We start from the raw sequence: 23,708 nt of genomic DNA on the forward strand, positions 1-23,708 counted from the left end.
CAGCGGCTACGTGCGTCTCCGTCCGACTACGTTTCCCATCGTTCTCGCGGTCGCGTTCGTGCTCGTGCTCGAGATCGAGTCGATCCGACCGTCAGTAATGCCACGGGAAGTCGTCGAAATCCGGCTCTCGGCCCTCGACGAACGCGTCTCGGCCCTCCTTGGCCTCGTCGGTCATATATCCGAGTCGGGTCGCCTCGCCGGCGAACACCTGCTGGCCGATCATGCCGTCGTCGGTCATGTTGAACCCGTACTTGAGCATCCGCATCGCCGTCGGGCTCTTGGAGTTGATCCGCTCGCCCCACTCGAGGGCCGTCTCCTCGAGGTCCTCGTGGGGGACGACCTCGTTGACCATTCCCATATCGGCGGCTTCCTCGGCGTCGTAGGTCTTCCCGAGGAAGAACACCTCGCGGGCCTTCTTCTGGCCGATCTGCTTGGCGAGGTACGCGGACCCGAAGCCGGCGTCGTAGCTGGCCACGTCGGGGTCGGTCTGGAGGAACTTGGCGTGCTCCTCGCTCGCAAGGGTGAGATCGCAGACGACGTGCAGCGAGTGGCCGCCGCCGACGGCCCAGCCGGGGACGACGCAGACGACGACCTTCGGAATGTGGCGAATGAGGCGCTGGACCTCGAGGATGTGCAGCCGTCCTTGCTCGGATGCCCGCTCCTCGTCCCCGTCGTACTGGTACCCGTCCTCGCCGCGGATCGTCTGATCCCCACCGGAACAGAACGCCCAGCCGCCGTCCTTCGGTGACGGGCCGTTTCCGGTCAGGAAGACACAACCCACGTCGGTTTGGCGTTTCGCGTGCTCGAGGGCGTCGTACAGTTCGTCGACGGTCCCCGGCCGGAAGGCGTTGCGCACCTCGGGGCGGTCGAAGGCGATCCGGACCGTCCCGGAGTCGACCGCGCGGTGGTAGGTGATATCGCGGAAGTCGTCGTTGGGCTCGAGCGGCTCCCAGCGCTCGGGATCGAACAGTTCCGAAACCATTGCTTGGTGGTTGGTCGGCGCCGGCTGAAATAGATTCGCGTCCGGGACGATCGGTCGATTCGAATACCACGAAAGCCCCTGACCCGATCGACCTTCCGGGACTTGCTGCGGTCCTCGCTTCGCTGTGGTCCTTACGGCGCCCGGGTAGGACCGACCGGGTCAGCCCCTTTCATTCCCACCCGTGTCGGCAGATTGGCCGGGCTACCACGGGTGGGAATGAAAGGGGCTGCCGGCATCCGGGAAGACGGACGACGGGAGCACGCGACCGAAGGGAGCGCGCGCAGCGAGGTCTTCGCGAACGAAGTGGGCGAAGGGCAGCGAGACGCGAAGCGTCTCGCCAGGCCCTCGACCGAATGCCCGCAAGGGCTTTCGTAGTGGTGTCGATTCGCCCGACCGAAAGCCGTGCGATCGAGAACATCGCACCGCCTCACGCTCGAGTGGCGTTCAGTCCCTGCTCGATGTCAGTGGCGTAGGTCTCGTCAACCTCGAGCGGCGTCGGACTGTCCCGGACCGTGTTCGTCGCGACGACGCCGGCCGCGCCGGAGCGGATGCGGATTCCCGCCGCGTCGGCGCCGTTGATCGAGTTTCCAGTCACGGTGAAGCTGTGGGGCCGTTCCGTCTCGCGGGCGGCCTCGTCCTCGGGGTCCGCGGGAACGGTTCGGGCGAGGATCCCGACCGGACAGTTGTCGACCTGGTTGCCCGAAATCGTGATGTCGTACGAACGAGCGCGGTCCGTCCCGGCGATTTCCTCGCGGACGTGGGTCTCCTTGTACTCGATCTCGATCCCCGCCTCGCCGCCCGGATCGGGTTTGTACTCCTCGAGGCCCCGACAGACGTTGCCGACGATGGCGCCCTGCTGGGCGGGCGAACACGCGATGAGACTGTGGCCGCCCTCCTCGACGACGTTGCCGTAGACGGTGAAGTTGCTGACGTTGTAGGTCGCGATGTTGTTGTAGGTCACGCCGGCGACGTAGTTCCGCGCGACGACCACGTTCTCCGAGCGGCGCAGATCGCGGTCGCCGCCGGTCGGGGCGGCGCGGCTGGTGATCCCGTACCAGTTGGGATCGAGCACCTCGTTGCCGACGACCTGCACGTTGCGACACCGCGAGAACGAGATCGCCATCTGGAACCCCTCGACGGTGCGGTTGTTCGCGATCACCAGCCCGTCGCAGTCGTCGGCCTGAATCGCGTGGTTGTCGGTTTGCGTGCCGTCGGCGTCGAACTCGATATTGGCCACCGTCGCGCCGTCGCCGCGAACGCGGATCAGGTCGTGGCCCGACTCCCCGCTCGCGCCGGCCACGACGAACCGGGTTCCGCCGCTGCCGACCAGCCCGGTGTCGTCGCCGACCGTCGCTGGCCCGCCGAACTCGAAGGTATCGCCGCTCGCGACGACGGTGCCGCCGGACGCCGGGAGTTCGTCAAAGGCGTGCTGGAACGCCTCCTCCGCGGTGCCGTCGGTCGCGAACGCGATCGTTCCCGTGTCGCCCTCGAGAACCAGGTACTCGGCGTCGGCGAGACGCCCGTGGCCGCGGCCGCGTTCCGCGTCGGTCGCGCTACCGTTGCCGTTTCCGGCGCCGTTTCGATTTCCGTTCTGGTTGCCGTTTCCGTTCCCGTTGTTGCTCCACCCTCGTTTACGGCCCGGAAGCGCGCCATCGCCGATCCGAGCGACGTAGTACACCGCACCGGAGCCGTCCGGAGCGGCGGTCGGCTGCGCTCGGCCGGAGCCGGTCAGCGCGCCGAGTCCGACGGTCGCGCCGAGTCCGCTGAGGAACGATCGACGCGTCGGCTGTCCGTTCGCTGCGGGCCATCCGTTCGTGGTACCGCTCTCGTCGAACATCACCCGGGACTGCCGACGACCGGCCAATGGTGTTTTATAATAGCCGTACGGTTGAATTCTGAGCGTTATGTCGGGAATATACCGGACACGACGGCTACGTACCGGACGGCGTGTTCCGGGCGTTGGCGCTCGAGCTGTCGCGCTCGTAACTTCGTCAGAAAGACGCCAGCTGAGCTACCGGGCAGCGCGACCGACCGCGAAAAACATAGTCGTCGATTCCGTACCCTCCGCCGATGACAGACGACGACTCCGCGAGCGACGAGCGCACCGTCATCCGAGCAGGCCGCGAGTTCGAACAGGAGTACCGCCTCGACGCCAGCGAGGCGGGCGAGTTCCTGATCACGCTGGGCGAGCAGCTCCGCGACAGCGATGAGCTGACGATCAGCGACACCACCGACGGCGAGGCGTGGGAACTGCCCTTCGCCTTCGGCGAACCGGTCGAACTCGAGCTCGACTTCGACGGGATGGGCGAGCCGGAACTCGAGATCGAACTCGAGTTGCCCGGCCGAACGGACGAGAAGGCGCCGCAGATCGACTGAACGCGACGGCTCGAGACACCGCCGTTCTCATTTTTCGGCACCGACGACGTAGTCGCGCTCGAGCGTCGGGACGGAGCCGCGAATACTGACGAACCGCGCCGCGAGCGCGCAATCGAACCGTTCTTGTCCCGGACTTTCGTGGGGTCGCGATATGGATGCCGGACTCGGAGTCGCGCTGCTCGCCGCCCTCGTCTGGGGCGTCTACATCTACGTGCTGAAGCGGTCGTTCGACGAGTATCCGCCGGCGGCGTTGACCGTGCTCATCAACGCCTTCGGCATCGCGTGGTACCTGCCGGTCGCGGTCACGCAGGTCGACGGGTCGGCGGCGGCCCTCGGAAGCTTCGGCCTCGCCGAAGCGGGCGTAACGACGCTCACGATCGTCGCGACCGCCGCCGCGTTCGTGCTCTTTCTGCGGGCGATCGACGAGGGCGACGTCTCCTACGTCACGCCGATCAACAAGATCGTCCCGATGTTCGTGTTGCCCCTCGAGGTGCTGGTGCTCGGGCAGGTGCTGACGCCGCTGGAAGTCGGCGGCGTCGTCGTCGCGACGCTGGCGGTGTACGTCGCGAACTACGATCCCGGCGGCTTCTTCGAGCCGTTTCGGAAGGCCGCAGCCTCGAGGCCCGCCCAGCTCGCGCTGCTGAGCGCGATGTGTTACGCGGTCAGCGACCTCGGCAAGCGGGTGTCCTTACAGGAGCTGGCGATCCCGGAGCGGCTCTGGGTGCCGATGCTGCTGGTGGGGGTCGCGGTCGTCCTCCTGCCGATCGCGGTTCGCAATCCGCCGACCGAATCCGACCTCGGGCTCCGCGGCGACCTGCCGACCCTCGCCGTCGCGGGCGGGATGGTGGCGCTCGGCGAGCACCTGACGACGCTCTCCTTCGCCGTGCTACCCGCCAGCATCGCCTCGCCGGTCATCAACACGCAGGCGATCGTCGCGGTCGTCCTCGGCGGCGTCCTGCTGGGCGAACGACACTTCCGGCTTCGGCTCGTCGCCGCCGTACTCGCGGTGATCGGCGTGACGCTGATCGCGATCTGACGGATTCAGGGGATCGATTGAAGATCCGAATTAGACGCTGTTTGATATAGCGTTATGAGATTTAATTGGTCGATATCGGCCAGCGGTTACGGACGTCGCTACGCAGTCTGCAGCGGACAATCAGTAGGCAACTGCTCGAGATGGGCCTGAAAAACCGGCGCTCAGTCGCTCCGCGTGCCGTCGACAGCGTCGGCGACGCGAGCCGCGAGTTCCTCGCGCCGGCGGTGGCTCCGCTCGGCGTCAAACTCGAGTGACAGCACCTGCGTTCCCTCGCGCTTGAGGGACCGGCGATACGCGTCGTCGAACTCGCGGGGCTCGACTCGCTCGAACTCGAGTCCGTAGGTCTCGCCGAGCGACTCGAAATCGATCCCGTGGGGCGTCTTGAACTGGCCGGTGAAAGGCGGGTCGAACTCCTCGATGGGAAGTTTGTGGAAGATGCCGCCGCCGTCGTTGTCCAGCAGGACGATCGTGGCGTCGACGTCGCAGCGGTCGACCGCGAGCAGGCCGTTCGAATCGTGGTAGAAGGCCAGATCGCCGGTGACGAGCACGAGCGGTTCGTCCGCGTCGGTCGCGCTGCCGGCGCCCAGCGCCGTGCTCTCGATCCCGTCGATGCCGCTGGCCCCGCGGTTCGCGAGCACCGTGAGTTCGGCGGCTCGAGGGCGGCCGAACCGGTCGGCGTCCCGGATCGGCATGCTGTTCGAAACGAACACCGTCGCCGGATCGGGCGCGCCCTCGAAGACCGACGCGAGGACGGCGCCCTCGAGGGGGTCGGCCTCGAGCGCGTCGTCGATTCGCGCTGCCTCGTGAACGTCCCAGTGTTTCCGCTCGGCGGCCTCGAACTGTGCGAGCCATCCGTCCTCGGTCGCCGTTCCAGCACTCGAGGCAGAATCCAGGGCCTCGCGCACGCCGTCGACGACCGACGCGGCCGTCGCCGCGAGCAAATCTGTCGCGGTAAAGGTCGCCTCGCGCCACGCGCCCGCGGGATCGACCACGAACTGGCGCGCGTCGGCGTCCCGCAGCGCGTGGCGCAGCGGTTTCGACGTCGGCGATGCGCCGAACCGGAGGACGACGTCCGGATCCTCGAGCGCGTCGATATATGTGTCGTAGCCGCCGTAGACTCGTATGGAGTCTCCGCGCGCGCGAACGTGCGAGCCGAACCGCAGTCCCGACAGGGGATCGGCGAGGACCGGCGCGCCGACGCGCTCGGCGAGGTCGACGACCGCGTCGGGCTCGAGTTCCCGCAAATTACGCGGATCCGCAGGGCCGGCGACGATGAGCGGCCGCTTGGCGTTCTCGAGCGCGTCGGTAAGTGAGCGTAATCCGTCGCCGGCAGCCTCGAGCGTCCGCCGACCGCGATCGGTTTCGACGAAGGCGCCGTCCCGCCCGCGCCCGGCGAGCGTCTCGGCGAACGAGTCGGGGACGGCGTCGGGCACCTCGAGCGGCTCGAGGGGTTTTTTGAACGGACAGTTCAGGTGGACGGGACCGGGTTCGACGCCGAGGGATTCCGAGAGCGCCCGCGCGGCGGTCGTCCGGAGACTCCGGACCTTCCGCTCGTCGGCTTCGGGTTCCGGCAGTTCGGCGTACCAGCAGACGGCGTCGCCGTAGAGCTCGACCTGGTCGATCGTCTGGTTCGCGCCGCTGTCCCGGAGTTCGGGTGGCCGATCCGCGGTGAGTACGAGCAGCGGGACGCGAGCCTGATTGGCCTCGATGACGCCGGGGTGGAAGTTCGCCGCCGCCGTTCCGGAGGTACAGACCAGCGCCGTCGGCTCGCCGGTGCGGCGTGCCCGGCCGAGCGCGAAGTAGGCCGCCGAACGCTCATCTAAATGCGAGTAGACCTCGAGCTCGGGGTGTTCGGCGAAGGCGACCGTCAGCGGCGTCGAGCGGCTCCCCGGGGCGATACAGACGGCCTCGAGGCCGCCGGCGGCGAGTTCGTCGGCGAGGACGCGACCCCAAAGGGTCGCGCGGTTCGGTGCGCTCATGCGTGTCTTGGAGTTGCAAACGGCACGTGGAATCGTTATCGTAACTCGTCGAGAATCGGTCGGAACTTCAACTGCACTTCCTCCCACTCCTCGTCGGGATCGCTGTCGGCGACGATGCCGCTGCCCGCGAAGAGCGTGACGGCCTCGTCGGTCGCGATTCCGGAGCGGAGGCCGACCGCGAACTCGCCGTCCCCGTCGGCGTCGAACCAGCCGACGGGCGCGGCGTACCAGCCCCGGTCGAACGGCTCCGTCTCGCGGATCGTCTCCCAGGCCGCGTCCGGAGGCATCCCGCCGACCGCAGGCGTCGGGTGCAGCGCCTCGACGATCTCGAGGACGTGGCGATCGCCGTCGAGCGTGGCCTCGATGGGCGTCCGGAGATGCTGGATCGTCGCCAGCTTGCGGATCGTTCGCCCGTCTATCTCGAGATCCCGGGCGAGCGGTGCGAGCTGGTCGCGGATCGCGTCGACGACCAGTTCGTGCTCGCGTCGGAGTTTATCGCTCTCGAGCAGTCGATCGGCGTGCTGCTGGTCTTCGTCGGGCGTCTCGCCGCGCGGCGCGGAGCCCGCGAGCGCCTCGGTCGCGACCCGAGGGCCGCGTTTCGCGACCAGCCGCTCGGGCGGCGCGCCGAAGAAGGTGACCCCGCCCTCGCGGCCGATCCGGAACCGGTAGCAGTTCGGGTACTCCCGGCGGAGCCGCTCGAGGGTCGCCCCGACGTCGATCGGGCCCTCGAGGGCGACCGACAGCGCCTGCGCGAGGACGACCTTCGTGAGGCGGCCGTCGGCGATCCGCTCGAGGGCGGCTTCGATTCCGGTTCGCCACTCCTCGGGCGCGGTCGTCCGGTGGGTCGCAGCGACGCCGGGGCCCGCGCCGCTCGGCTGCATCGCGGGGAGATCCGCGATGCGGTCGTGCCAGCGCTCGAGTCGCGCGGTCGCCTCGCCGGCGTCGGTGCCGACGGCCGTGAGCCACGTACCTTCCCCGTCGCTTCGGACGACGAACACGCGGGGAATGACGAACGAAGCGGCGTCGAAATCGTCCCAGTTCGGCTGCGGGTTCGGCGTCGAACGCGCGGTCGAATCGGAATCGTCGGAATCCGTGCGGTCGGCGGCGTGATAATCGTGAAACGCGAAGCCGCCGACCGCTCGCGGGCGAGCGACCTCGGGACCGTCGTGCTCGAGTCCGTCAAACGCGCGGCTGGCCTGCCGTCGAATTGCGGCGAATCGCTCGGGTCCGGTCGCGACGAACCGCGCCGCGACGCCGCGGCCGACGAGCTCGAGGCCGTCGGGAGCGGCCCACTGGATGCGTGCGCGGTCGGTTTGGTTCGCCTCTGCGGCGGTGTCAGCGTCGACGCCATCGACGTCGGCGGCCGCGATTGCGCCGAATGAGACGTCCTCGAGTTCGCGGCTACGGCTCACCAACTCGCCGTCGACCGTCACGCTCCGGGTGGCAGCGGTATCCGTGCCCGCCAGCCGACCTTCGACCTCGCGCTTGCCCGACGTCCGGTCCATCGCACGATGGTCAGGACCGCCGCGCCTTCAGCCTAACTATATCGCTCCTCTCGCCACGGGTTCGCCGTCTGGGAGTAGCCGCGCTTCTCCCAGTAGCCCCGCTCGGATTCGGTGAGGAACTCGATGCCGTCGACCCACTTGGCACCCTTGTAGGCGTACTTGTGCGGGGTAACGACCCGAAGCGGCCCGCCGTGATCGTCGGGCAGCGGCTCGCCGTCGAACTCCCAGATGAACAGCACTTCGTCGCGCATGCAGTCCTCGAGGGGAAGGTCGGTCGTGTAGCCGTCTAGCGCGGAGAACATAACGTGGACGGCGTCGTCGTGGACGCCCGCCCGCTCGGCGAGTTCGGGGAAGGGAACGCCGGTGAACTCGCAGTCGAACTTGCTCCAGCCGGTTACGCAGTGGAAGTCCTGGCGCTGGGTCTCGCTGGGTAGGTCGCGGAACTCGCCCCACGAGAAGGACAGTTCCTCGTCGACCGCGCCGGTGACGGTGAACTCCCACGTCTCGGGGTCCCAGTCCGGCGTCCCGCTCTTCGAGAGGACGGGAAACTCGGAGGTCTCGCGCTGGCCCGACGGGAGCCGATCGTCGCCGAACTCCTGGTAGAGGTCCGTAACGTCCTTCGTCATGTCCATCACTTCGTCCGGATAGCCGTAGGTGTGACGCTCCGTCCCGGTGACTCGAGCGGGTGGACCGGAGACCACCAGCCGTTACCGACCCAGTCCGATCGCGGGTGACAGGAACGGCTGGAGAAAGGCCTTGTTACCCGCTGAAACGGGGGTCCGAAACGGTGTGAAACGGTCCTGCGACCGTTATAATACCAGCATACGGCCTGAAACCCTCGCCACCCCTTTGTAGCAACTCGCCCACCAACCCAATGCATGGCGAGTAGACAACAGATAATGGAACGGGAAATGTCCGGACAGGAAGCCGAAGAAGTTGGCGAGCAGGCGATGGGGCCCGCATTCATCGCGTCGGCCGCGTCGGTCGGCCTTTCGCTCTACTACTTCTTCATGAGAGGAGAGCGACAGCTCGGCGCGTTCATCGGGCTGTGGCCGCCGACGATCCTCGCGTTCGCGAGCTACTTCAACCAGCGCAAGATGCGCCAGCAGCTGGACTCGCTGACCCAGCCCGGGGCGACGCTCAAAAACGCGTTCGACTCGATGATGGGCAACCGGTAACGGTACCTGAGAACCGCTCACCGCTGACGACCGCGGCATTCGAGTCGCGCCCTCCTTTGCGGATTCCATTTACGGATAGCGGACCGACCGTCGCGAGCCATCGTTGGCTCCGCGAGCGGATCGGAATGCGGCTCAAACCGCCGATTCGAACGCCGACGCAAGAGCGGATCGGAATGCGGCTCAAACCGCCGATTCGAACGCCGACGCAAGGCTTTTCTGCGCGTGCAGAATCCCCGTCAAACCTAAATACCCCCTCACCGAAAGCCGAATCAGATGCCGAAAGTAGAGATCACCATCCCGGAACACCTCGAGATGCAGATCGCCCAGATGGTCGAGCGCGGCGAGTTCGTCAATCGCGAGGAGGCGATCGAGGACCTCCTCTCGACGGGCATTAAGGCCTACAAGACCAGCGGGCCGATGGACGAAGAGGAGGGTACAGGCACCGGTGGCGGCACCGGTCTCGAAGACGACGGAATGATGGGCCACGACGACGAGTACGTCTTCTAACTCGGCCTACAGCGCGACCGTGAGGAGGGGGATACCGAAGGCGATCGCCGCCCCGACCGCGAGCACGAGCGCGCCGACGCCGACGGCTCGCGAGGAGTAGTCGCTCATCGGTGCGGTCGTCCGCTCGGCCTCGAGATCGTGGCCGACGTCGGCGCCCGTGTCGCTCCCGTGCTCCGCCGCTGGAGTATCGTGCGTGTCGTCCGTGTCTGCCATACTCGCGTGTTGACCCTTCACGGTCTTAAAAACACCTACACGCAACACGGCAGCCGTCCGCTCATATCAAAGTATTTACTAACGCCGCGAGAAGCGGCGGCAATGCCCTCCACAACGGTTTCTCGCAGGCGACTGCTCGCCGTCGGCAGCGGCTGTCTCTCGCTGGCGATCGCGGGCTGCGCCGGCGAAAGCGAGAGCGAATCGACGGTCGAAGGGAAGGGGAGCGACGAGCCGACAGGCGAGTCAACGGTCGAGTCGACCCACGAATACGAGTCCCTGTTCGTGCGATCGGACGGGGACGGTCACTTCATCTACCGCGACGAGGAACGGGCGAACGAGGCCGCGGAAACCAGCGATGCCGATGGCGCATCGTCCAGGCCGTACATCCGCTCCCCGTTGTTCGTCGTCGACGAGGACGACGCCGACGCGCTCCGGATCGAAACCGACGCGACCCGAGCGGACGAGATACGGGCGTTCGTCGCCGAAACCGACTTCGAGAGCGAGTCGATCGTCATCGACCAACGGACGATCGAGGACTGCTACCGCCGCCACATCGAGGGGATTCGGGCCGGCGGCTCGTTTCACACCGACTACTGCCAGTCGCTGAAAGGACCGATGACGCCGTGTGAAGCGGGCAAAGAAGTGATGGAAGCGGTGATTCTGCGAGTGCACCGACCCTACAACGAGGCCCCCTCGAGCCGCAGCAGTTCCGAGAGTCACTCGTGTCCAGGTTCGATCGCCGCGCGCGACCGCACCCGGAACGAGGGCGAGGAGGAGGACGACGACGAATGACGCCCGGCAGCAACTCCGGCCCCGAGGTCGGACCGCGTCGACGGCAGTTCCTTGCAGGGCTCGCCGCGGCGTCCGGCGTCGCCGTCGCCGGCTGCGCCGATCTTCCCCTGCTCGGCGACGAGTCGACGACCTTCACCGCCTCGGACGCCGACGCCGTCATCGCGGACGCGACGCCGACGGTCGAGTGGCCCGCGCCGGTTCGACCGTCGTCGAGCGCGCTCGAGGACGCCCGCGACCGGATCGACGACTTGCTCGCCGACGTCCCCGAATCGCTCGGCCCCGACGACGTCCCCAACGGGGTCGTTCGCGAGTCGATCGTGGAGAATCGAGAGGAAGCCGTCCGAGCTCGAGACGAGGCCGACCGGGCGACGGGCCGCGAGAAGTACCACGCGTTTCGGGGGACTCGAGACGGACGCGAAACCGCACGGGCGGCGCTGACGACGCTGCTGGCCATCGAGGAAGACACGGACGCGCTGGTCGACGAACTCGCGGACGAACGCGAGGCCGTTCAATCGGCGGTCCGGGAGCGACTCGACGGCATCGACTACCGCGGCGACGATACCGAGGACGGCCGGCGACGGGCCGCGCTGTACTATCAGCAACTCGAGTCGGATCTCGTGCGCGCCCAGCGGCTCCTCGAGCGCTGGAGCGCCGATCCGGGGATGAACGTCGTCGAACTCGGCGAGGCTGCGGGCGAACTCGAGTTCGCGACGGCGACGGTAGCCGTCTGGGATCACCTCGCCGATCGGTACGAGAACGACACCACCGGGGCCGACCTCGAGTCGGTCTTCGACAGTGCGCTCGAGCGGTCGATCGACCGCGCCGAGGCCGTCGAGTTCCCCGAACAGGACGGCGAGGAGTGGTACGACGCGGTCGGACTCGAGGAGTTGGACGACGGTCGGCTCGAGTTAACCGTCTGGCACGCCGGGCGGGAAGTCACCGACGCCCGCGAACGGATGGAGGAGGGACGGACGAACGGCAACGTCGGAACCGGGCTTCACGGCGCGGTCCAGTTCGAACAGGCATTCCGAGCGTTCGAACACCTTCGCGACCGGATCGCGGCGGAGTCGGTCGCGCCACCCGACGACGTCGACGCGATCCGCGCCGAGCGGGACCGCGCACTCGAATCGGCTGTTGCGGCTCGCGAACAGGTTCCTGTCGCCGACCCGTCGCTCGGCGCGTACGTGCTCGGGGAGACGCTGCAGTCGTTCGAGTGGACCGACGAGTCCGTGCGGCGATACGCGACTCACGATCCGGAAGTCGTCGTTTCGCTATCCAGGGAGTACGGCGAATACGCGCGTCTGCAGGCGGAACTCGCGGCCCTTCCGGACGCGGTGACGGCGTTCCGCGAGCGGTTGACAGAGTGAGCGCGGTCGATCGGCCGGAATTGTCCGATCCGGGCGCCTTTACTACCCCGGGTGCGAACACCCGGTAAGAAACACCGCTCATGGCACTGACCAAGCGAATCATCCCGTGTATCGACGTCGACCTGGACGAGGACGGGAACCCGGCGGTCTACACCGGCGTTCACTTCGAGGACCTCGAGTACACCGGCGACCCCGTCGAGATGGCCAAGGCGTACAACGAGTCCGGGGCCGACGAGTTCGTCTTCCTCGATATCACCGCCTCCGCGGAGGGACGGGAGACCATGCTCGACGTCGTCCGCGACGTCGCCGACGAGGTCTTCATCCCCCTCACCGTCGGCGGCGGCATCCGCACCACCGAGGACATCAAGGAGACCCTCCGCGCCGGCGCGGACAAGGTCTCGATCACGACGGGCGCCTTAGAGCGCCCGGAACTGGTTAACGAGGGTGCGAAGGCCTTCGGCAGCCAGTGTATCGTCATCAGCGTCGACGCCAGGCGCCGCTTCGACGAGCAGGGCGAACACTACGTCGAGGTCGACGGCGAGTCCTGCTGGTTCGAGTGCACGAAGAAGGGCGGCCGCGAGGGGACCGGCATCGACGTCGTGGAGTGGGCGGCCGAGGCCGAGTCCCGCGGCGCGGGCGAACTGTTCGTCAACTCGATCGACAAGGACGGCACCAAGGACGGCTACGACCTCCCGCTGACGAAGGCAGTCTCGGAGACCGTCGACACGCCGGTCATCGCCTCTTCGGGCTGCGGGGGCCCCGAAGACATGTACGACGTGTTCACCGAGGCCGACGCGGACGCCGGGCTGGCGGCGTCGATCTTCCACTTCGGCGAGTACTCGATCGAGGAGACCAAGGAGTATCTGGACGAGCGCGGCGTGCCGGTCCGGCTCTGAGCGGGCGTCCGGCGGTCGACGGCTTGTGACGCTCATATCGGTCACGGCGCCCGTGCAATCGACCCGACACGCTTATTCTCTCGCAGTCGACCGCTAGAAGCAGTGAAGTGGCGGTGCACCTGGTGTGGGAAGCCTCACGCGGAGAACGACCCACCCTGCGACGAATGCGGGCACAACTCCTTCGAGAAGGCCGTCGTCCGCGCCGACGAGGACTCGTCGACGGCCTCGAGCGACGCGAGCGGCGACACCGGGACGAGCGGTGCCCCTGACGAATTCGACGGCGCCGCACCCGGAACCGTCGACACCGGTACCCAGTACGTCTGGCGCTGCCCGAACTGCGGCCGCGACCACGTCAGGAACAACCCGCCCTGCTCGCGCTGTGGCAACCCCGACCTCGAGCAGACCGAACAGACCTACGACGACATCGAGCGCGAACTCGAGACCCCGGGTTGGCTCGAGCTGGCGAAGCCGTACGCGCCGATCCTGGTCGTCGTCGGCCTCGTCGTCGCCCTGTTCGCGACCGGGATCGTTCCGCCGTCGGTGCTGCCGGGGATCGGGCCGCCGTCCCCGCCGGACGCGCCCGGCAACGCCAGTCAGGCCGGCGGGATCGACCTCGATCAGACGGAAGAACTGGTCTACGAGGAACTCGAGGCCGATCGCGACGCGGCCGACTCGCGAACCGCCGACGCCGACCTCGCGGCGTTCGCCGAGTACTGGAATCGAGCCCTCGTCGCGAGCGAGTACGGTGACGCGAACCCCGACCGGGTCGATCCCGACGCGTTCGGCGTCGACTGCGCGGCCGAGGACGTCGTCGCCACGCAGTTACCGCAACTCGAGCGGGATATCGGCGGCTACGAGGACGAATCGGCGCTCGCGGCCGAGATCGCCGACGCCCTCCGACCGACGGCCGACAGTGGCTCGAGCGGCGAACTTTCCAGCGAAGGACTCGATCTCCACGTCACGGACGACGGAGAGATTCACGGCTTCTACGCGACGTGCTGATGCGTCTCGGTCGACTGCTGCGACCGCAATAGAGAGGTCGAGTCCGAACGAGAAACCGGGCGCTTACGCCGCCTGAGCTGCGTCTTCGAACGACTCGCGGAACGACATCGCCTTCTCGCGGACGTCGACCGCCGCCTCTTCGAGCGCCTCGAGCGGATCGACGCCGCCCTCGGTCTTGATCGTCAGGATCGGCTCCGTCTGACCGCCCGACTGCTCGGGATTGACGTCGTAGGTCGCCGCGCTGACGTCCTCGTGCTCGAGCAGTGCGCCCTTGAGGACGTTCATGAACGTGTGATCCTCGCCCGCGATTTCGATCGAGAGTTCGTCCTCGGTGCTCTCGGTGACCCGCAGTTCCATACCCCTGTATCCGGCCGTCGGCCGCTTGTACCTTTCGAAGGCGGGCAGGGCCCGATCAGAACCGATCCGCAGACCGGCCGGCCCGCGGAACGCGCAAGCGGCGACCCAGTCGCCGGACGGAACAGCGAACGGTATATGGGCGTGCGGTCGCACCACAGGGATATGCGCTGGACCGCGGTCGCGCTTGCAGCCGCCCTCGCGGCGACGTTCGCCCTCTCGCTCGCCACCGTCAGTCGACTCGACCGACCGGCACGCCGCTGGCGCGACGCGGCCGGCGAGCGACTCGTCGCGGGCGTGCCGTGGGGAACGCTGGTCGTCGTCGCGTTCGTCGTCTGCGTCTACCTGTTCGTGCAGGACGGTATTACCGACGTCAGCGACCCGGTGACGATTCCGTACCGGGCGTGGTCGTTCTTCTACCCGCTCGGGCTGGCGACGGCCGCGTTCGCCCACGCTGACCTGGGCCACCTCGTCGGCAACATGGCGGGAACCGTCGTCGCCGCGCCGATCGCCGAGTACGCCTGGGGCCACTACGTCCCCGATCGAGACGCCGACGCGACGGCTGGCGGCCGCCTCGAGCGCTGGCGAACGAATCCGTGGGTCCGGGCGCTCGTGCTCTTTCCGCTCGCGGTTATCGGCATCGGGTTGCTCACGAGCGTGTTCGCGCTCGGCCCGATAATCGGCTTTTCCGGGGTCGTCTTCGCAATCGTCGCGTTCGCGATCGTCCACTACCCGATTGCGACGCTCATCGCGGCGATCGGCGCCCAGAGCATTCTGCTGACGGTTTATCGCGCGATTCAAAATCCGGTGTCCGTCCACGTCGTCGAACAGAGCCCCCCGACCGCACCCGGGTGGGCCGGCATCGCGATCCAGGGTCACGCGCTCGGCTTTTTCATCGGACTCGTCCTCGGCGCGGTGGTCCTCGAGCGCCGCGGCCGCCGCCCGAACGCGCTCCACGTCTGGCTCGCGATCCTGATCTTCGCGTTCTCGCGGGGACTGTGGCAGATCTACTGGTACGGCGAGGGGAACTCGTTCATCCTCTTTCGGGGCCCCGGCGTCGTCGTCGTCACCGTCCTCGCGCTGGTGATCACGATCGCGCTGGCCGGCTCCGACGAGCCCGTCGTTCCGCGGCGCGTCGAGCGGTTCGTCGCACGCCTCCGCGGCCAGGACGGCCGTCGCTCGAGGGAGCGACCGAAGTCGCTCGTCGACCGACCGCTCGAGATCGCCGCCGGCGCGTGGACCCGCGGTGCGGGCGGCGGAGACACCGACCGCAGCCCGGGGGGACTCGAGCGGATCCGCGAACTCGCCGGGGGCCGAACGCACGAATCGGACGAGCCTCTGTTGGCGAACGCGACCCGGCGCAGTTCCGCGTTTCTGGTCGTCCTCCTCGTGCTCGCGGTGCTGGCCGGGACGGCGATTCCCGTCAACCTCGCCGTCTACGAGTCGACCGAGGCTTCGAGCGAGGCGATCCAGATCGAGGACTACACGGTCGAGTACGCCGAGGAGGTCGAGAACGGGCTGGTCTCCGGCATCGGCGTCGACGCGGTGGTCGACGACAGCGGGCTCGAGGCCAGCGGCGTCATCGTCTCGAGCGAGCGACGGAACATCTGGATGGAGGCGGTCACGAGCCAGCGACTCTCGTTCACCGGCGAGGAGACGATCGCGGTCGGCGGCCCCGGCTGGCGCGAGACGGTCCACGTCGAACGCGTCGGCTGGGAGCCGGTCGGCAACGAACCGGTGTACCAGATCCGGATGTGGGAAGCGGGCGAGGAGCCCGCGGTCGTCCACGAATCGACGGGCGCGATGGCCGACGTTCTGATCGAGAACCGGCTGGTGACGATCACCTCGCAGGACGGCGAGTTCGTCCTCGAGGTCGCCTCGAACGAGACCGGCCTGATCGCGACGACGCCGCTTCCCGAGGAGGGCGAAACGACGCGAGCCGGCGGCCTCGCCTTCGAACGCGAGGACGGCACGCTGTACGCCGCCACGGACGGGACGGCGGTCGCCGTCGCGAGCAAAGAGACGTACGACTGACGCCCGCTCGTACGGGCCGATTTCCTGCCACTACTGATACGTGTTTGCGGTGATTTCTCGAGATCGGAGCCGATACTCGAGCGCCGGTAGCAGCGATATCACCATCTAACCGGACCGAGCAGCCGATTTTGTCTTTCAACTCGTTTTCTCCGACCACTATGTCACGATCTGCGAACAGTCGACTGTACGTGGATATTTCAGGCCTCGAGCGCGAGTCGAGCGATCGGACCCGCACGCGCTCGCCAGCGGCCGTCGGAGCGGCGATCGGTTAACCGCCACGTGGCAGCGGGAAGTCGGCGTGAAACAATGACTCGACGGGGCGTTCGATCGGACGAGTTGAATCCGGAGAGATGAGCCACCGTTCACTCCCGAAATCGGCGTCGGAAGCGGCTGACGCCGATTCCGATGCCGACGCCGACGTCGATGCCACGTCCGCCCGAGACGACGGCCGCGCCGACCCCCGGTCGCCGGCCGCCGTCCGTCTCGAGAACGTCACTCACGAGTACGGCGCCGACGGCGGCTTCCGATCGAGCGGGGGCCGGTCGGTGACCGCGCTCCGCGACGTCTCGCTGTCGATCCGCCCCGGCGAGATCGTCGGCCTCGAGGGGCCGAGCGGGAGCGGCAAGTCAACGATTCTGCACGCGGTCACGGGGCTGTTAGTGCCGACCGACGGAACCGTCGAGGTGATGGAGACGGATCTCACCTCCCTCTCCGAGCGGGAGCGAACGCGGATGCGCCGGCGCCACGTCGGCATCGTCTTCCAGCGGTTCCACCTCCTGCCGTCGCTGTCGGCCCGCGCGAACGTCGCCCTGCCGCTGGTGCAGGTGGGCGTCCCCAAAGCCACCCGTCGCGAGCGCGCCGAGGAACTGCTCGAGGGCGTCGGACTCGCCGACCGAGCGAGCCACCTGCCCGGCGAACTCAGCGGCGGCGAACGCCAGCGGGTCGCGATCGCCAGGGCGCTGGCGACCGATCCCGACGTCATCGTCGCGGACGAACCGACCGGCGAACTCGACACGGCGACCGGCCGAAACGTGCTCGAGCTGTTGACCGACGTCGGCCGGGAGCGCGACAGGGCGGTGCTGGTCGCGTCCCACGACGACGACACGCTGGCGGTCGCCGACCGCGTGATCTCGCTCCGGGACGGGCAGGTGGTGACGGATGGCGGATAAGCGCGGCGACGACGAGACGAGGGAGACGGGCACACCTATCGACGGCACGCGCCGTCAGCGCTGGAGTGATCTCGTCGGATTCTCGGTTACCCGACTGTGGAACCGCGCGACGCGAACGCGGTCGGGCCGCATCGCGGCGACGATCAGCGCGGTCGCGCTGACGATCGCCCTGCTGGTCGTCGTGACCGGCGTCGCAATGGGGCTGGCCGACGGGGGCGTCGTCAGCCACGACGACGCCGCCGTTCGCGTCATGCCGGAGGAGAGCGGCGCGCTCTCGTCGGTCGACGGCGTCGAGCGACCCCGGCTCGGCGAGACGAATTCGCGGGCGGCGACGATCGCCGAGCGCGAGGGGGTCGACCACGCGTCGCCGGTACTCACCGAGACGGTTCGGCTCGAGGTGGCCGGCGACGACGATGGCAGTGGCGCCTCCGAGTCCAAACACGTGCTACTCGTCGGCGTCGTCCCCGACGACGAGTCCAGAACCGTCGCCGGCCTCCCGACGGACGCGCTCGAGCCGGGCGATCCCCACTACGCCGAGGGGTCGTACGACGGCGTGCCGCGCCAGGAGGTCGTCCTCTCGGAGGCCGCGGCGAGCAGGCTCGGCGCGACGACCGGCGACGAACTCGAGTTGACGGGTCCCGGCGCCGAGGCCGCCGCGGCGGGCGACGGGACGACGCCGTCGGTCACGGTGACCGCCGTCGAACCGGCCGGCGATAGCGGATCGGACGGGCAGGACGCGGAGCGGGCCGCGCCCGTCGCGCTCGTCCACCTGAGCGAACTCCAGACGGCTTCCGGGGCGGACGACGGCGAACTCGCGGACCGGGTCCTCGTGTGGGGCGAGTCCGACGCGGCCGAAGCGGCGGCCGCCGACGCCTATCCCGACGCGGCCGTCGAATCGGCCGCCGAACTCGACCTCGAGTCGCTGTTCGACGACGGGCTGGCGCTCGCGACGAGCCTGCTGGCGCTGCTGGCCAGCGTGGTGATCTGCGCGTCGTTCGTCGCGACGACGATGGGGATGACCGTCGACCAGGACCGGCGCACGCTCGCCGTCCTCGAGGCGGTCGGCTTCCCGGCCTCGAGCCGGCTGCTGGTCGTCGCGCTGTCGACGCTCGTCACGACGGTCGTCGGCGCGGTGCTCGGCGCCGCGATCGGAATCTGCGGCGTCCACGCCGTCAACGCCGTGGCATCGGCGACGGTGGCGCCGGGAGCGGTCGCGACCGTTCACCCGCTGTTCGTCCCCTACGCCGTCGGCGTCGCCCTGGTCTCGGGGCTGGTTGCGGTTCCCTACCCGCTCGCGGTCGCCTCGCGAACGTCCGTCCTCGCGGAGGTGGGACAATGAGCGTCAGCGCGGCGATCGTCCGCGGAAAAGCGGTCGTCGGCCTCGCGTTCGCTCAGCTCCGCCGGTCGCCCGGCCGCACCGCGCTGACGGTGATCGCAGTGGCGGTCGCCGTCCTCGCGGTCACCCTGCTCGCGAGCCTCGGCGTCGGCGTCGTCGAAACCGGCGAGCGGGGACTGGACAACGCCGATCAGGACATCTGGATCTCGAGCGACCCCGTCGATCCCGCCGCCAGCGGCACCGAGAATCCGATCGTCGGTTCCCACGGGATCGCGGGACAGCTGATGCAGCGCGACGACGTCAGCTACGCCGCGCCGATCGGGATGTACGACGTCTACGTCGGGACGGATCCCGACGACCTCGAGCGCCACCCCGCCGTGGGCGTGCGGGAGACCCACGAGGGGTTCGACTTCCAGTCCGGCGGCGGGTTCGAAACGCCGCCGGAGGCCTACGAGGGCGGCCGGACCGAGGAGCCGATGACCGAGGAGATCGTGCTCGATCCCCGCGTGGCCGAGAAGATCGGCGCCGACGTCGGCGACACGATCTACGTCGGCACCAGCCGCCAGACGGCGCCCGAGTACGAGTTCACCGTCGTCGGCACCTCGAGCTACTACTCGCAGTACCTCGGCTCGGAGACGGTGACGATGCCGCTCGTGGACCTGCAGGCCGTCGCCGGGACGACGGGTACCGACCGGGCGACGTTCATCACCGCCGACGTGGCCGACGGCGCCGACCGGGAAGCCGTCGCGAGCGAACTCGACGAGGAGTATCCGGGCTACGACGTCCGCACGAGCGACGAGCAGATCGAGGCGATGTTCGCGGAGCGGCCGCTCGTGCTCGCCAGCGGCGCGACGCTGGTCGGGCTGGCGATCGTCGGCGGCGTCGTCCTCACGGTCAACCTGTTCGTGCTCGTGGCCGCCCAGCAGCGCGACGAACTCGCGGCGCTGCGGGCCGTCGGCCTCTCCCGGCGGGTCCTCGCGGGGACGATCGCCGTCCAGGGGCTCGTCACCGGCGTCGTCGGGGGCGCCGTCGGCCTCGTCGCGACCCCGCTGCTCTCGAGCGGGTTCAACCGCGTCGCGGCGTCGGTCGCCGGCTTCGAGAACCTGCTGCAGACGCCGCCGAAGGTCTACGCCGCCGGCTTCGCGGTGGCGATCGTCGTCGGCACCGTCGTCGCGCTCGTCGCCGGCTGGCGCGCCGGAAAGTACGCGAGCATCGAACACCTCGAGATCTAACGCTCGAAAAGAGACTCGAGCGACGGACGCGAAACCGGGCTGCGGTTACGGTTACGGTTACCACTCGATACGAAACACTTCCGCCGCGAGCGTCTCCTCCGCGGACTCGTGGAACTCGAACCGCCGCTCGAGCGGGAACTCGGCGCGGAAGGCGTGGGTCACCTCGCCGCCCTCGTCGGCCGCGAACGACTCGACGAACTCCTGACTGCCCTCGTTGTGGATAGTGTAGGAGACGGTCGCGATCTCGCTTGCCGTCTCGAGAAACCGGCGGTCGGCGTGGCGGTTGCCGCGCTGTGCGCCGAAGGGCGGGTTCGAAAGCACGGTTCGGTCGGCGCGAGTCAGCGGCGGGCGGGTCGCGTCCCCCAGAATCCAGTCGATCGAATCGGCGCCGACGCGAGCCGCGTTTTCCCGGGCGACGGCGAGCGCGTCGGGGTCCACGTCGATGCCCAGCACGCGGTCGGAACCGGCGAGCGCGGCCGCGATCGCGAGCATACCCGTCCCGGTACCGAGGTCGACGACCGGCCGCTCGAGGTCGCCCTCGAGGGCGGCGCGGTGGCAGATGTGGGCGGCGATGTCGGACGGCGTGAGATACTGCTCGAGCGAGGCCGACGGCTCGGAAAAGTCCGCGAGCGACTCGAGCTCCCGGGCGAGCGAGCGACGCGAGGGGCCTGCCATGCCCGGCCCTTCTCAGTCGAGCGTAATCGGTCCGTCGACCTCGAGGACGAGGCCCTCGCGTTCGGCCCGTTCGGCGCAGGCCGCGAGCGCGGGGCGAACTTTCTCGTCGTTGGCGACGTCGTCGACGGCGACCGTGACGGCGTTGACGCCTAAGAAAGAGCCGGCGCGGACGTAGCCGCGGATGCGGTCGACCTCTTCCTGCGTTGCGAGCGAGCAGTCTTCGTCGAAGCAGGCGTCGACGGTCAGTTCGACCGGCGAGAGGTCTTCTGCGGCGAACTCGCGCTTGAGGTCGCGGAGGTACTCGGGTGCGGTCGATTCCAGCGACGCGGCCTCGAGAGTTACGGGGGTGACGTCCGCGGGTGAACAGCAGTCGATCGCTGACTCGCCGTCGGCGGATGACGTGGTGCTCATTACGAGACCATACATAGGCTGCATACAAAAATGTTGTTGGATTCGCAGTAGTAATACACGGCCGGTGAGAGGTTCGCCGATCGGCGGTGGCGGCGACCGGAGATATTCTTCTTTCGTGATATAATCGAATAGAGTTAAGGACGGGCCGTTCGAAGTCATCGTATGGACGAGTGCCCCCGGTGCCAGGGCTCGCTCGAGGAACTCTCGCTCGGGGACGTCTCGACGGTTAGCTGTCCGCACTGCGAGTACGCGGACATCCCCGTCGAGCACGAGAGCGTCCCCGAGACGCCCGAGTCCTGGCGGGACGCGCTCAATCGCTTTTACGAGGAGACGGTTCCGAAGGTGGATCCCGTCGACGTGGAGTCTGAAGCGGACGCGAAACCGGAACCGGAACCGATCGCTCGAGAGGACTGAGAAAACGGAGCGGCGTACGGAGCGCTCGAGACGGCAAAGCGGCTGCGCTGCTCGGTAGTGAGCGCCAGCTAAAGAGAATAAAACCGAGAGGGAGAGTGAACGAACTGAAGCGTCCGAACCGAGAACGGGAGCGTCGTTACTCGGCGGCGGCCGCTTCGGCTTCCTCGCCGTCGACGTCCTCGTCCGAGCGGGCGGCGACGAGGCCGCCGCGAGCGACGCTGTACAGCGGCTCGTCGGCGTGGGTCACGCCGCTGATCGAGAACGGGATGTTCGCGTCGTTCAAGTGGTCGCGGAACAGCTCCTCGAAGCCGCTGGGGCTCGAGGTGCCGCCGGTGACGACGACGGGCACGTCCAGGCCTTCCTCCACGTCTTCCTCGTCGACTTCCTCGACGATGTTGTCGATGACGTAGTCGAGCAGGTTCTCGTAGTAGATCGACAGCGCGCCCTCGACGCCGCCGACGTCGGTGGTGAAGTCGAGTTCGAAGTCGTCCTCCTTGATGGAGGTGACCTTGTCGACGGGCGTGCCGGTCGCCCGGGCGGCCTGCTCGTCGACCCAGTCGCCCCCGCGGGCGACGGAGAACTTCATGACCGGCACCGCGTAGTAAGAGAGACAGACGTTCGTCATCCCGGCGCCGAAGGAGATCCCCAGTCCGGTGAAGTTGTTGTCCGCGAGTTCGGAGTAAATGACGGACATCCCCTCGTTGATCGGTTCGGAGTCGTACCCCATGTCGTCTAAGAACGACTCGATCGTCTTCTGGTGATACAGCGTCGAGAGGTCCGAGTCGATCGGGTCCGCGGGCGAGGAGAAGTACAGTTTCTCGTCCGGATAGGCGGGCTCGCCGACGACCTGTTCGATGATGAGCTTCATCATCGGGATCGCGCTCTGCTCGTCGTTCGAGAGGATCCCGTGTTTCATCGGGCGGCGGGTCTCCTTATTGAAAATGTTCGCAAAGTTGAGGGCGTCGTCGCCGACGACGTAGACCTTGTCGTCCTTGCGAATGTGGAGGACTTCGCTTCGCGAGAGCATCTGCTCGGCCATGTCCGAGTACTCGATCTCGACGAAGGAGTTGCGCTGCTGCACGAATACCGTGTCGTTCCCATCCTGCTGTGCAGACAGGATGTTCATCGTACCGACGTCCAGGCCTTTGGCCATAGTTGGGCAAGGCGGCCGACGGATTATAAATCTATGTGCGTTGATTTCATTTTCTCAAAATTAGGAAAAATATAGTATTAACCTCAGTTTATGAGGTCTTAATTCCTCTCGAGGAGGTTCCGCAAGGAGTCGAGCAGCGAGGCCAGCGGGCCGCGAGCGCCGTCGTCCGCCTCGGCGAGCTCCTCGGCCCGGCGCTGCTCGCGGAGTTCCTTCAGTTTCTGGGTCTGGTCGTCGACCGTCGCGCTCGAGGTGGTGGTCTTCGTCTCGCCGCCCTTCAGTCCCTTGAGGCCGGCGACCTGTGCGTCGACGCCGGAGGAGCGGGTGGTCGTCGTGCCGGCGTCGCTGACGTGGACCTCGTCGAACTCGTCTTCGGAGAAGTTCAGGCGCTTGTGCTCGGTCTTCTCGACCCCGCCCCAGGAGAGTTCGACGTCCTCCATGGCCTCGTCGATGTCCCGCTGGATCTCCTCGTCGGAGTAGGATTCGCTCTCCTCGTCGGTCGAGTCGACTTCGACGCGGTCGGCTTCGCGGGCCATGTCGAGGTAGTGGGCGATCAGCGCGGCGCCGGTGGAGGCGGTCAGCCCCGCGAGGCCGACGGCGTAGGTCGCGGTGACCTCGACGGTGTAGTCGGTCTCGGCCATGAAGTTCCAGTTGTCCGGGTACGCGAAGAGGAACCCGACCGTCGCCGCGACGGTGACGGCCGCGCCGGCCGTCGAGACGCCGATGGTCTTCCGGTCGGCGGGCAACAGGACGACGACGCCGAGGATCATCGCCGGCAGCGAGAGCATCCCGAGCGCGTAGGCCGGCTGGACCCACGTGAAGTAGGCCGGATCGGTTCTGCTGAACGTGCTGCTCCAGAGGAAAAGGAGCAGTGCGACGACCGCCAGTCCGACGCCGCCGAGGAACAGACCGAACCCGAGATAGACGTCGGTCCGGTTCTCCGGCTCGCCGATATAGCGGCGGTAGAGGTCGAAGAGATAGCCGTCGAGGGGCTGTTCCGCTGGCATTAAGGGCTCGTTTACGCTCCAGTACTATGACTGTTGGGTCGCGAACGGATCGTCGCGCCGGCGTCGCTCGCCCGCTACCGGGCCGATCGATCG

Annotated in this window: 23 protein-coding genes and 1 pseudogene; 13 read left to right on the forward strand and 11 right to left on the reverse strand. The window is 67.8% G+C overall.

The genetic code is table 11. The features are described 5' to 3' along the window. Positions 1 to 91: 91 nt before the first annotated feature. Both HALXA_RS12775 and HALXA_RS12780 read right to left on the reverse strand, forming a co-directional pair. Entirely contained in the window at positions 92 to 982 is an 891-nt protein-coding gene (locus HALXA_RS12775) for a 1,4-dihydroxy-2-naphthoyl-CoA synthase (protein WP_013880797.1), read from the reverse strand. Between the two features lie 427 nt (positions 983 to 1,409). Next, a complete protein-coding gene (locus tag HALXA_RS12780; RefSeq protein ID WP_013880798.1) occupies positions 1,410 to 2,819 on the reverse strand; it encodes a right-handed parallel beta-helix repeat-containing protein in 1,410 nt (469 codons plus the stop codon). 233 nt (positions 2,820 to 3,052) lie between these two features. Between HALXA_RS12780 and HALXA_RS12785 the strand changes: the two genes are divergently transcribed. Together HALXA_RS12785 and HALXA_RS12790 are read left to right on the forward strand one after the other, a co-directional pair. Next, positions 3,053 to 3,358: an amphi-Trp domain-containing protein gene (locus tag HALXA_RS12785; RefSeq protein WP_013880799.1), complete on the forward strand. Its 306-nt coding sequence runs from the start codon at positions 3,053 to 3,055 to the stop codon at positions 3,356 to 3,358. A 151-nt stretch (positions 3,359 to 3,509) separates the two neighbouring features. Then, positions 3,510 to 4,394, forward strand: coding sequence for a DMT family transporter (locus HALXA_RS12790; protein WP_013880800.1), 885 nt, complete (start codon positions 3,510 to 3,512; stop codon positions 4,392 to 4,394). Positions 4,395 to 4,555: 161 nt separating this feature from the next. Here HALXA_RS12790 and menD read toward each other — a convergent pair whose 3' ends face one another. Genes menD through HALXA_RS12805 form a run of 3 tightly spaced genes read right to left on the reverse strand, consistent with a single transcriptional unit; the run spans position 4,556 to position 8,504 of the window. Then, positions 4,556 to 6,373 (reverse strand): 2-succinyl-5-enolpyruvyl-6-hydroxy-3-cyclohexene-1-carboxylic-acid synthase, encoded by a 1,818-nt coding sequence (menD, locus tag HALXA_RS12795; RefSeq protein WP_013880801.1) that lies wholly within the window; start codon positions 6,371 to 6,373, stop codon positions 4,556 to 4,558. Positions 6,374 to 6,408: 35 nt separating this feature from the next. Further along, positions 6,409 to 7,878 carry an isochorismate synthase gene (locus HALXA_RS12800; protein ID WP_013880802.1) on the reverse strand — a complete coding sequence of 490 codons (1,470 nt, stop codon included), beginning with the start codon at positions 7,876 to 7,878 and terminating at the stop codon, positions 6,409 to 6,411. 32 nt (positions 7,879 to 7,910) lie between these two features. After that, positions 7,911 to 8,504, reverse strand: a complete 594-nt coding sequence (locus HALXA_RS12805) for a sulfite oxidase-like oxidoreductase (RefSeq protein ID WP_049895466.1) — start codon at positions 8,502 to 8,504, stop codon at positions 7,911 to 7,913. Between the two features lie 252 nt (positions 8,505 to 8,756). On the opposite strand from HALXA_RS12805, the gene HALXA_RS12810 reads away from it, so the two are divergent. Both HALXA_RS12810 and HALXA_RS12815 read left to right on the forward strand, forming a co-directional pair. Then, entirely contained in the window at positions 8,757 to 9,056 is a 300-nt protein-coding gene (locus tag HALXA_RS12810) for a hypothetical protein (protein ID WP_013880804.1), read from the forward strand. 273 nt (positions 9,057 to 9,329) lie between these two features. Next, positions 9,330 to 9,563: a ribbon-helix-helix domain-containing protein gene (locus HALXA_RS12815; RefSeq protein WP_013880805.1), complete on the forward strand. Its 234-nt coding sequence runs from the start codon at positions 9,330 to 9,332 to the stop codon at positions 9,561 to 9,563. A 6-nt stretch (positions 9,564 to 9,569) separates the two neighbouring features. Here HALXA_RS12815 and HALXA_RS12820 read toward each other — a convergent pair whose 3' ends face one another. Next, positions 9,570 to 9,776, reverse strand: coding sequence for a DUF7550 family protein (locus HALXA_RS12820; RefSeq protein ID WP_013880806.1), 207 nt, complete (start codon positions 9,774 to 9,776; stop codon positions 9,570 to 9,572). 102 nt (positions 9,777 to 9,878) lie between these two features. Here HALXA_RS12820 and HALXA_RS12825 point away from each other — a divergent pair, with 102 nt between their 5' ends. From HALXA_RS12825 to HALXA_RS12840, 4 genes are all read left to right on the forward strand, one after another. Continuing rightward, the gene (locus HALXA_RS12825; protein ID WP_013880807.1) at positions 9,879 to 10,568 is read left to right on the forward strand and encodes a hypothetical protein; all 690 of its coding nucleotides are present in this window, start codon (positions 9,879 to 9,881) and stop codon (positions 10,566 to 10,568) included. Continuing rightward, the gene (locus HALXA_RS12830) at positions 10,565 to 11,935 is read left to right on the forward strand and encodes a hypothetical protein (RefSeq protein ID WP_013880808.1); all 1,371 of its coding nucleotides are present in this window, start codon (positions 10,565 to 10,567) and stop codon (positions 11,933 to 11,935) included. Before HALXA_RS12825 ends, HALXA_RS12830 begins: the two co-directional genes overlap by 4 nt. Positions 11,936 to 12,015: 80 nt before the next feature. Continuing rightward, complete coding sequence (gene hisF / locus HALXA_RS12835) at positions 12,016 to 12,831, forward strand: imidazole glycerol phosphate synthase subunit HisF (RefSeq protein ID WP_013880809.1); 816 nt, start codon at positions 12,016 to 12,018, stop codon at positions 12,829 to 12,831. A gap of 102 nt (positions 12,832 to 12,933) precedes the next feature. After that, a complete protein-coding gene (locus HALXA_RS12840) occupies positions 12,934 to 13,833 on the forward strand; it encodes a hypothetical protein (RefSeq protein ID WP_013880810.1) in 900 nt (299 codons plus the stop codon). Between the two features lie 63 nt (positions 13,834 to 13,896). Here HALXA_RS12840 and HALXA_RS12845 read toward each other — a convergent pair whose 3' ends face one another. After that, complete coding sequence (locus HALXA_RS12845; RefSeq protein WP_013880811.1) at positions 13,897 to 14,190, reverse strand: DNA-directed RNA polymerase subunit L; 294 nt, start codon at positions 14,188 to 14,190, stop codon at positions 13,897 to 13,899. Between the two features lie 162 nt (positions 14,191 to 14,352). On the opposite strand from HALXA_RS12845, the gene HALXA_RS12850 reads away from it, so the two are divergent. From HALXA_RS12850 to HALXA_RS12865, 4 genes are all read left to right on the forward strand, one after another. Further along, on the forward strand, positions 14,353 to 16,221 hold the full coding sequence (locus HALXA_RS12850; protein ID WP_013880812.1) for a rhomboid family intramembrane serine protease: 1,869 nt from the start codon (positions 14,353 to 14,355) through the stop codon (positions 16,219 to 16,221). Positions 16,222 to 16,571: 350 nt separating this feature from the next. Further along, a complete protein-coding gene (locus HALXA_RS12855; RefSeq protein WP_013880813.1) occupies positions 16,572 to 17,390 on the forward strand; it encodes an ABC transporter ATP-binding protein in 819 nt (272 codons plus the stop codon). After that, positions 17,380 to 18,729, forward strand: coding sequence for an ABC transporter permease (locus HALXA_RS12860; protein WP_013880814.1), 1,350 nt, complete (start codon positions 17,380 to 17,382; stop codon positions 18,727 to 18,729). The genes HALXA_RS12855 and HALXA_RS12860 overlap by 11 nt, the downstream gene beginning before the upstream one ends. Further along, positions 18,726 to 19,958, forward strand: coding sequence for an ABC transporter permease (locus HALXA_RS12865; protein ID WP_013880815.1), 1,233 nt, complete (start codon positions 18,726 to 18,728; stop codon positions 19,956 to 19,958). The genes HALXA_RS12860 and HALXA_RS12865 overlap by 4 nt, the downstream gene beginning before the upstream one ends. Positions 19,959 to 20,015: 57 nt before the next feature. On the opposite strand, the gene HALXA_RS12870 is transcribed toward HALXA_RS12865, so the two are convergent. Both HALXA_RS12870 and HALXA_RS12875 read right to left on the reverse strand, forming a co-directional pair. Continuing rightward, complete coding sequence (locus HALXA_RS12870) at positions 20,016 to 20,633, reverse strand: METTL5 family protein (protein WP_013880816.1); 618 nt, start codon at positions 20,631 to 20,633, stop codon at positions 20,016 to 20,018. 12 nt (positions 20,634 to 20,645) lie between these two features. Continuing rightward, on the reverse strand, positions 20,646 to 21,044 hold the full coding sequence (locus tag HALXA_RS12875) for a hypothetical protein (RefSeq protein WP_013880817.1): 399 nt from the start codon (positions 21,042 to 21,044) through the stop codon (positions 20,646 to 20,648). 162 nt (positions 21,045 to 21,206) lie between these two features. Between HALXA_RS12875 and HALXA_RS12880 the strand changes: the two are divergent. Further along, positions 21,207 to 21,374 (forward strand): annotated as a pseudogene (locus HALXA_RS12880) (zf-TFIIB domain-containing protein); the annotation flags it as partial. A 220-nt stretch (positions 21,375 to 21,594) separates the two neighbouring features. Here HALXA_RS12880 and HALXA_RS12885 read toward each other — a convergent pair. Together HALXA_RS12885 and HALXA_RS12890 are read right to left on the reverse strand one after the other, a co-directional pair. Then, a complete protein-coding gene (locus HALXA_RS12885) occupies positions 21,595 to 22,611 on the reverse strand; it encodes a hypothetical protein (protein ID WP_013880819.1) in 1,017 nt (338 codons plus the stop codon). Positions 22,612 to 22,709: 98 nt separating this feature from the next. Continuing rightward, positions 22,710 to 23,615, reverse strand: coding sequence for a DUF7139 domain-containing protein (locus HALXA_RS12890; RefSeq protein ID WP_013880820.1), 906 nt, complete (start codon positions 23,613 to 23,615; stop codon positions 22,710 to 22,712). Positions 23,616 to 23,708 lie beyond the last annotated feature (93 nt).

The sequence above is a fragment of the Halopiger xanaduensis SH-6 genome, assembly GCF_000217715.1.
GTDB lineage: Archaea > Halobacteriota > Halobacteria > Halobacteriales > Natrialbaceae > Halopiger > Halopiger xanaduensis.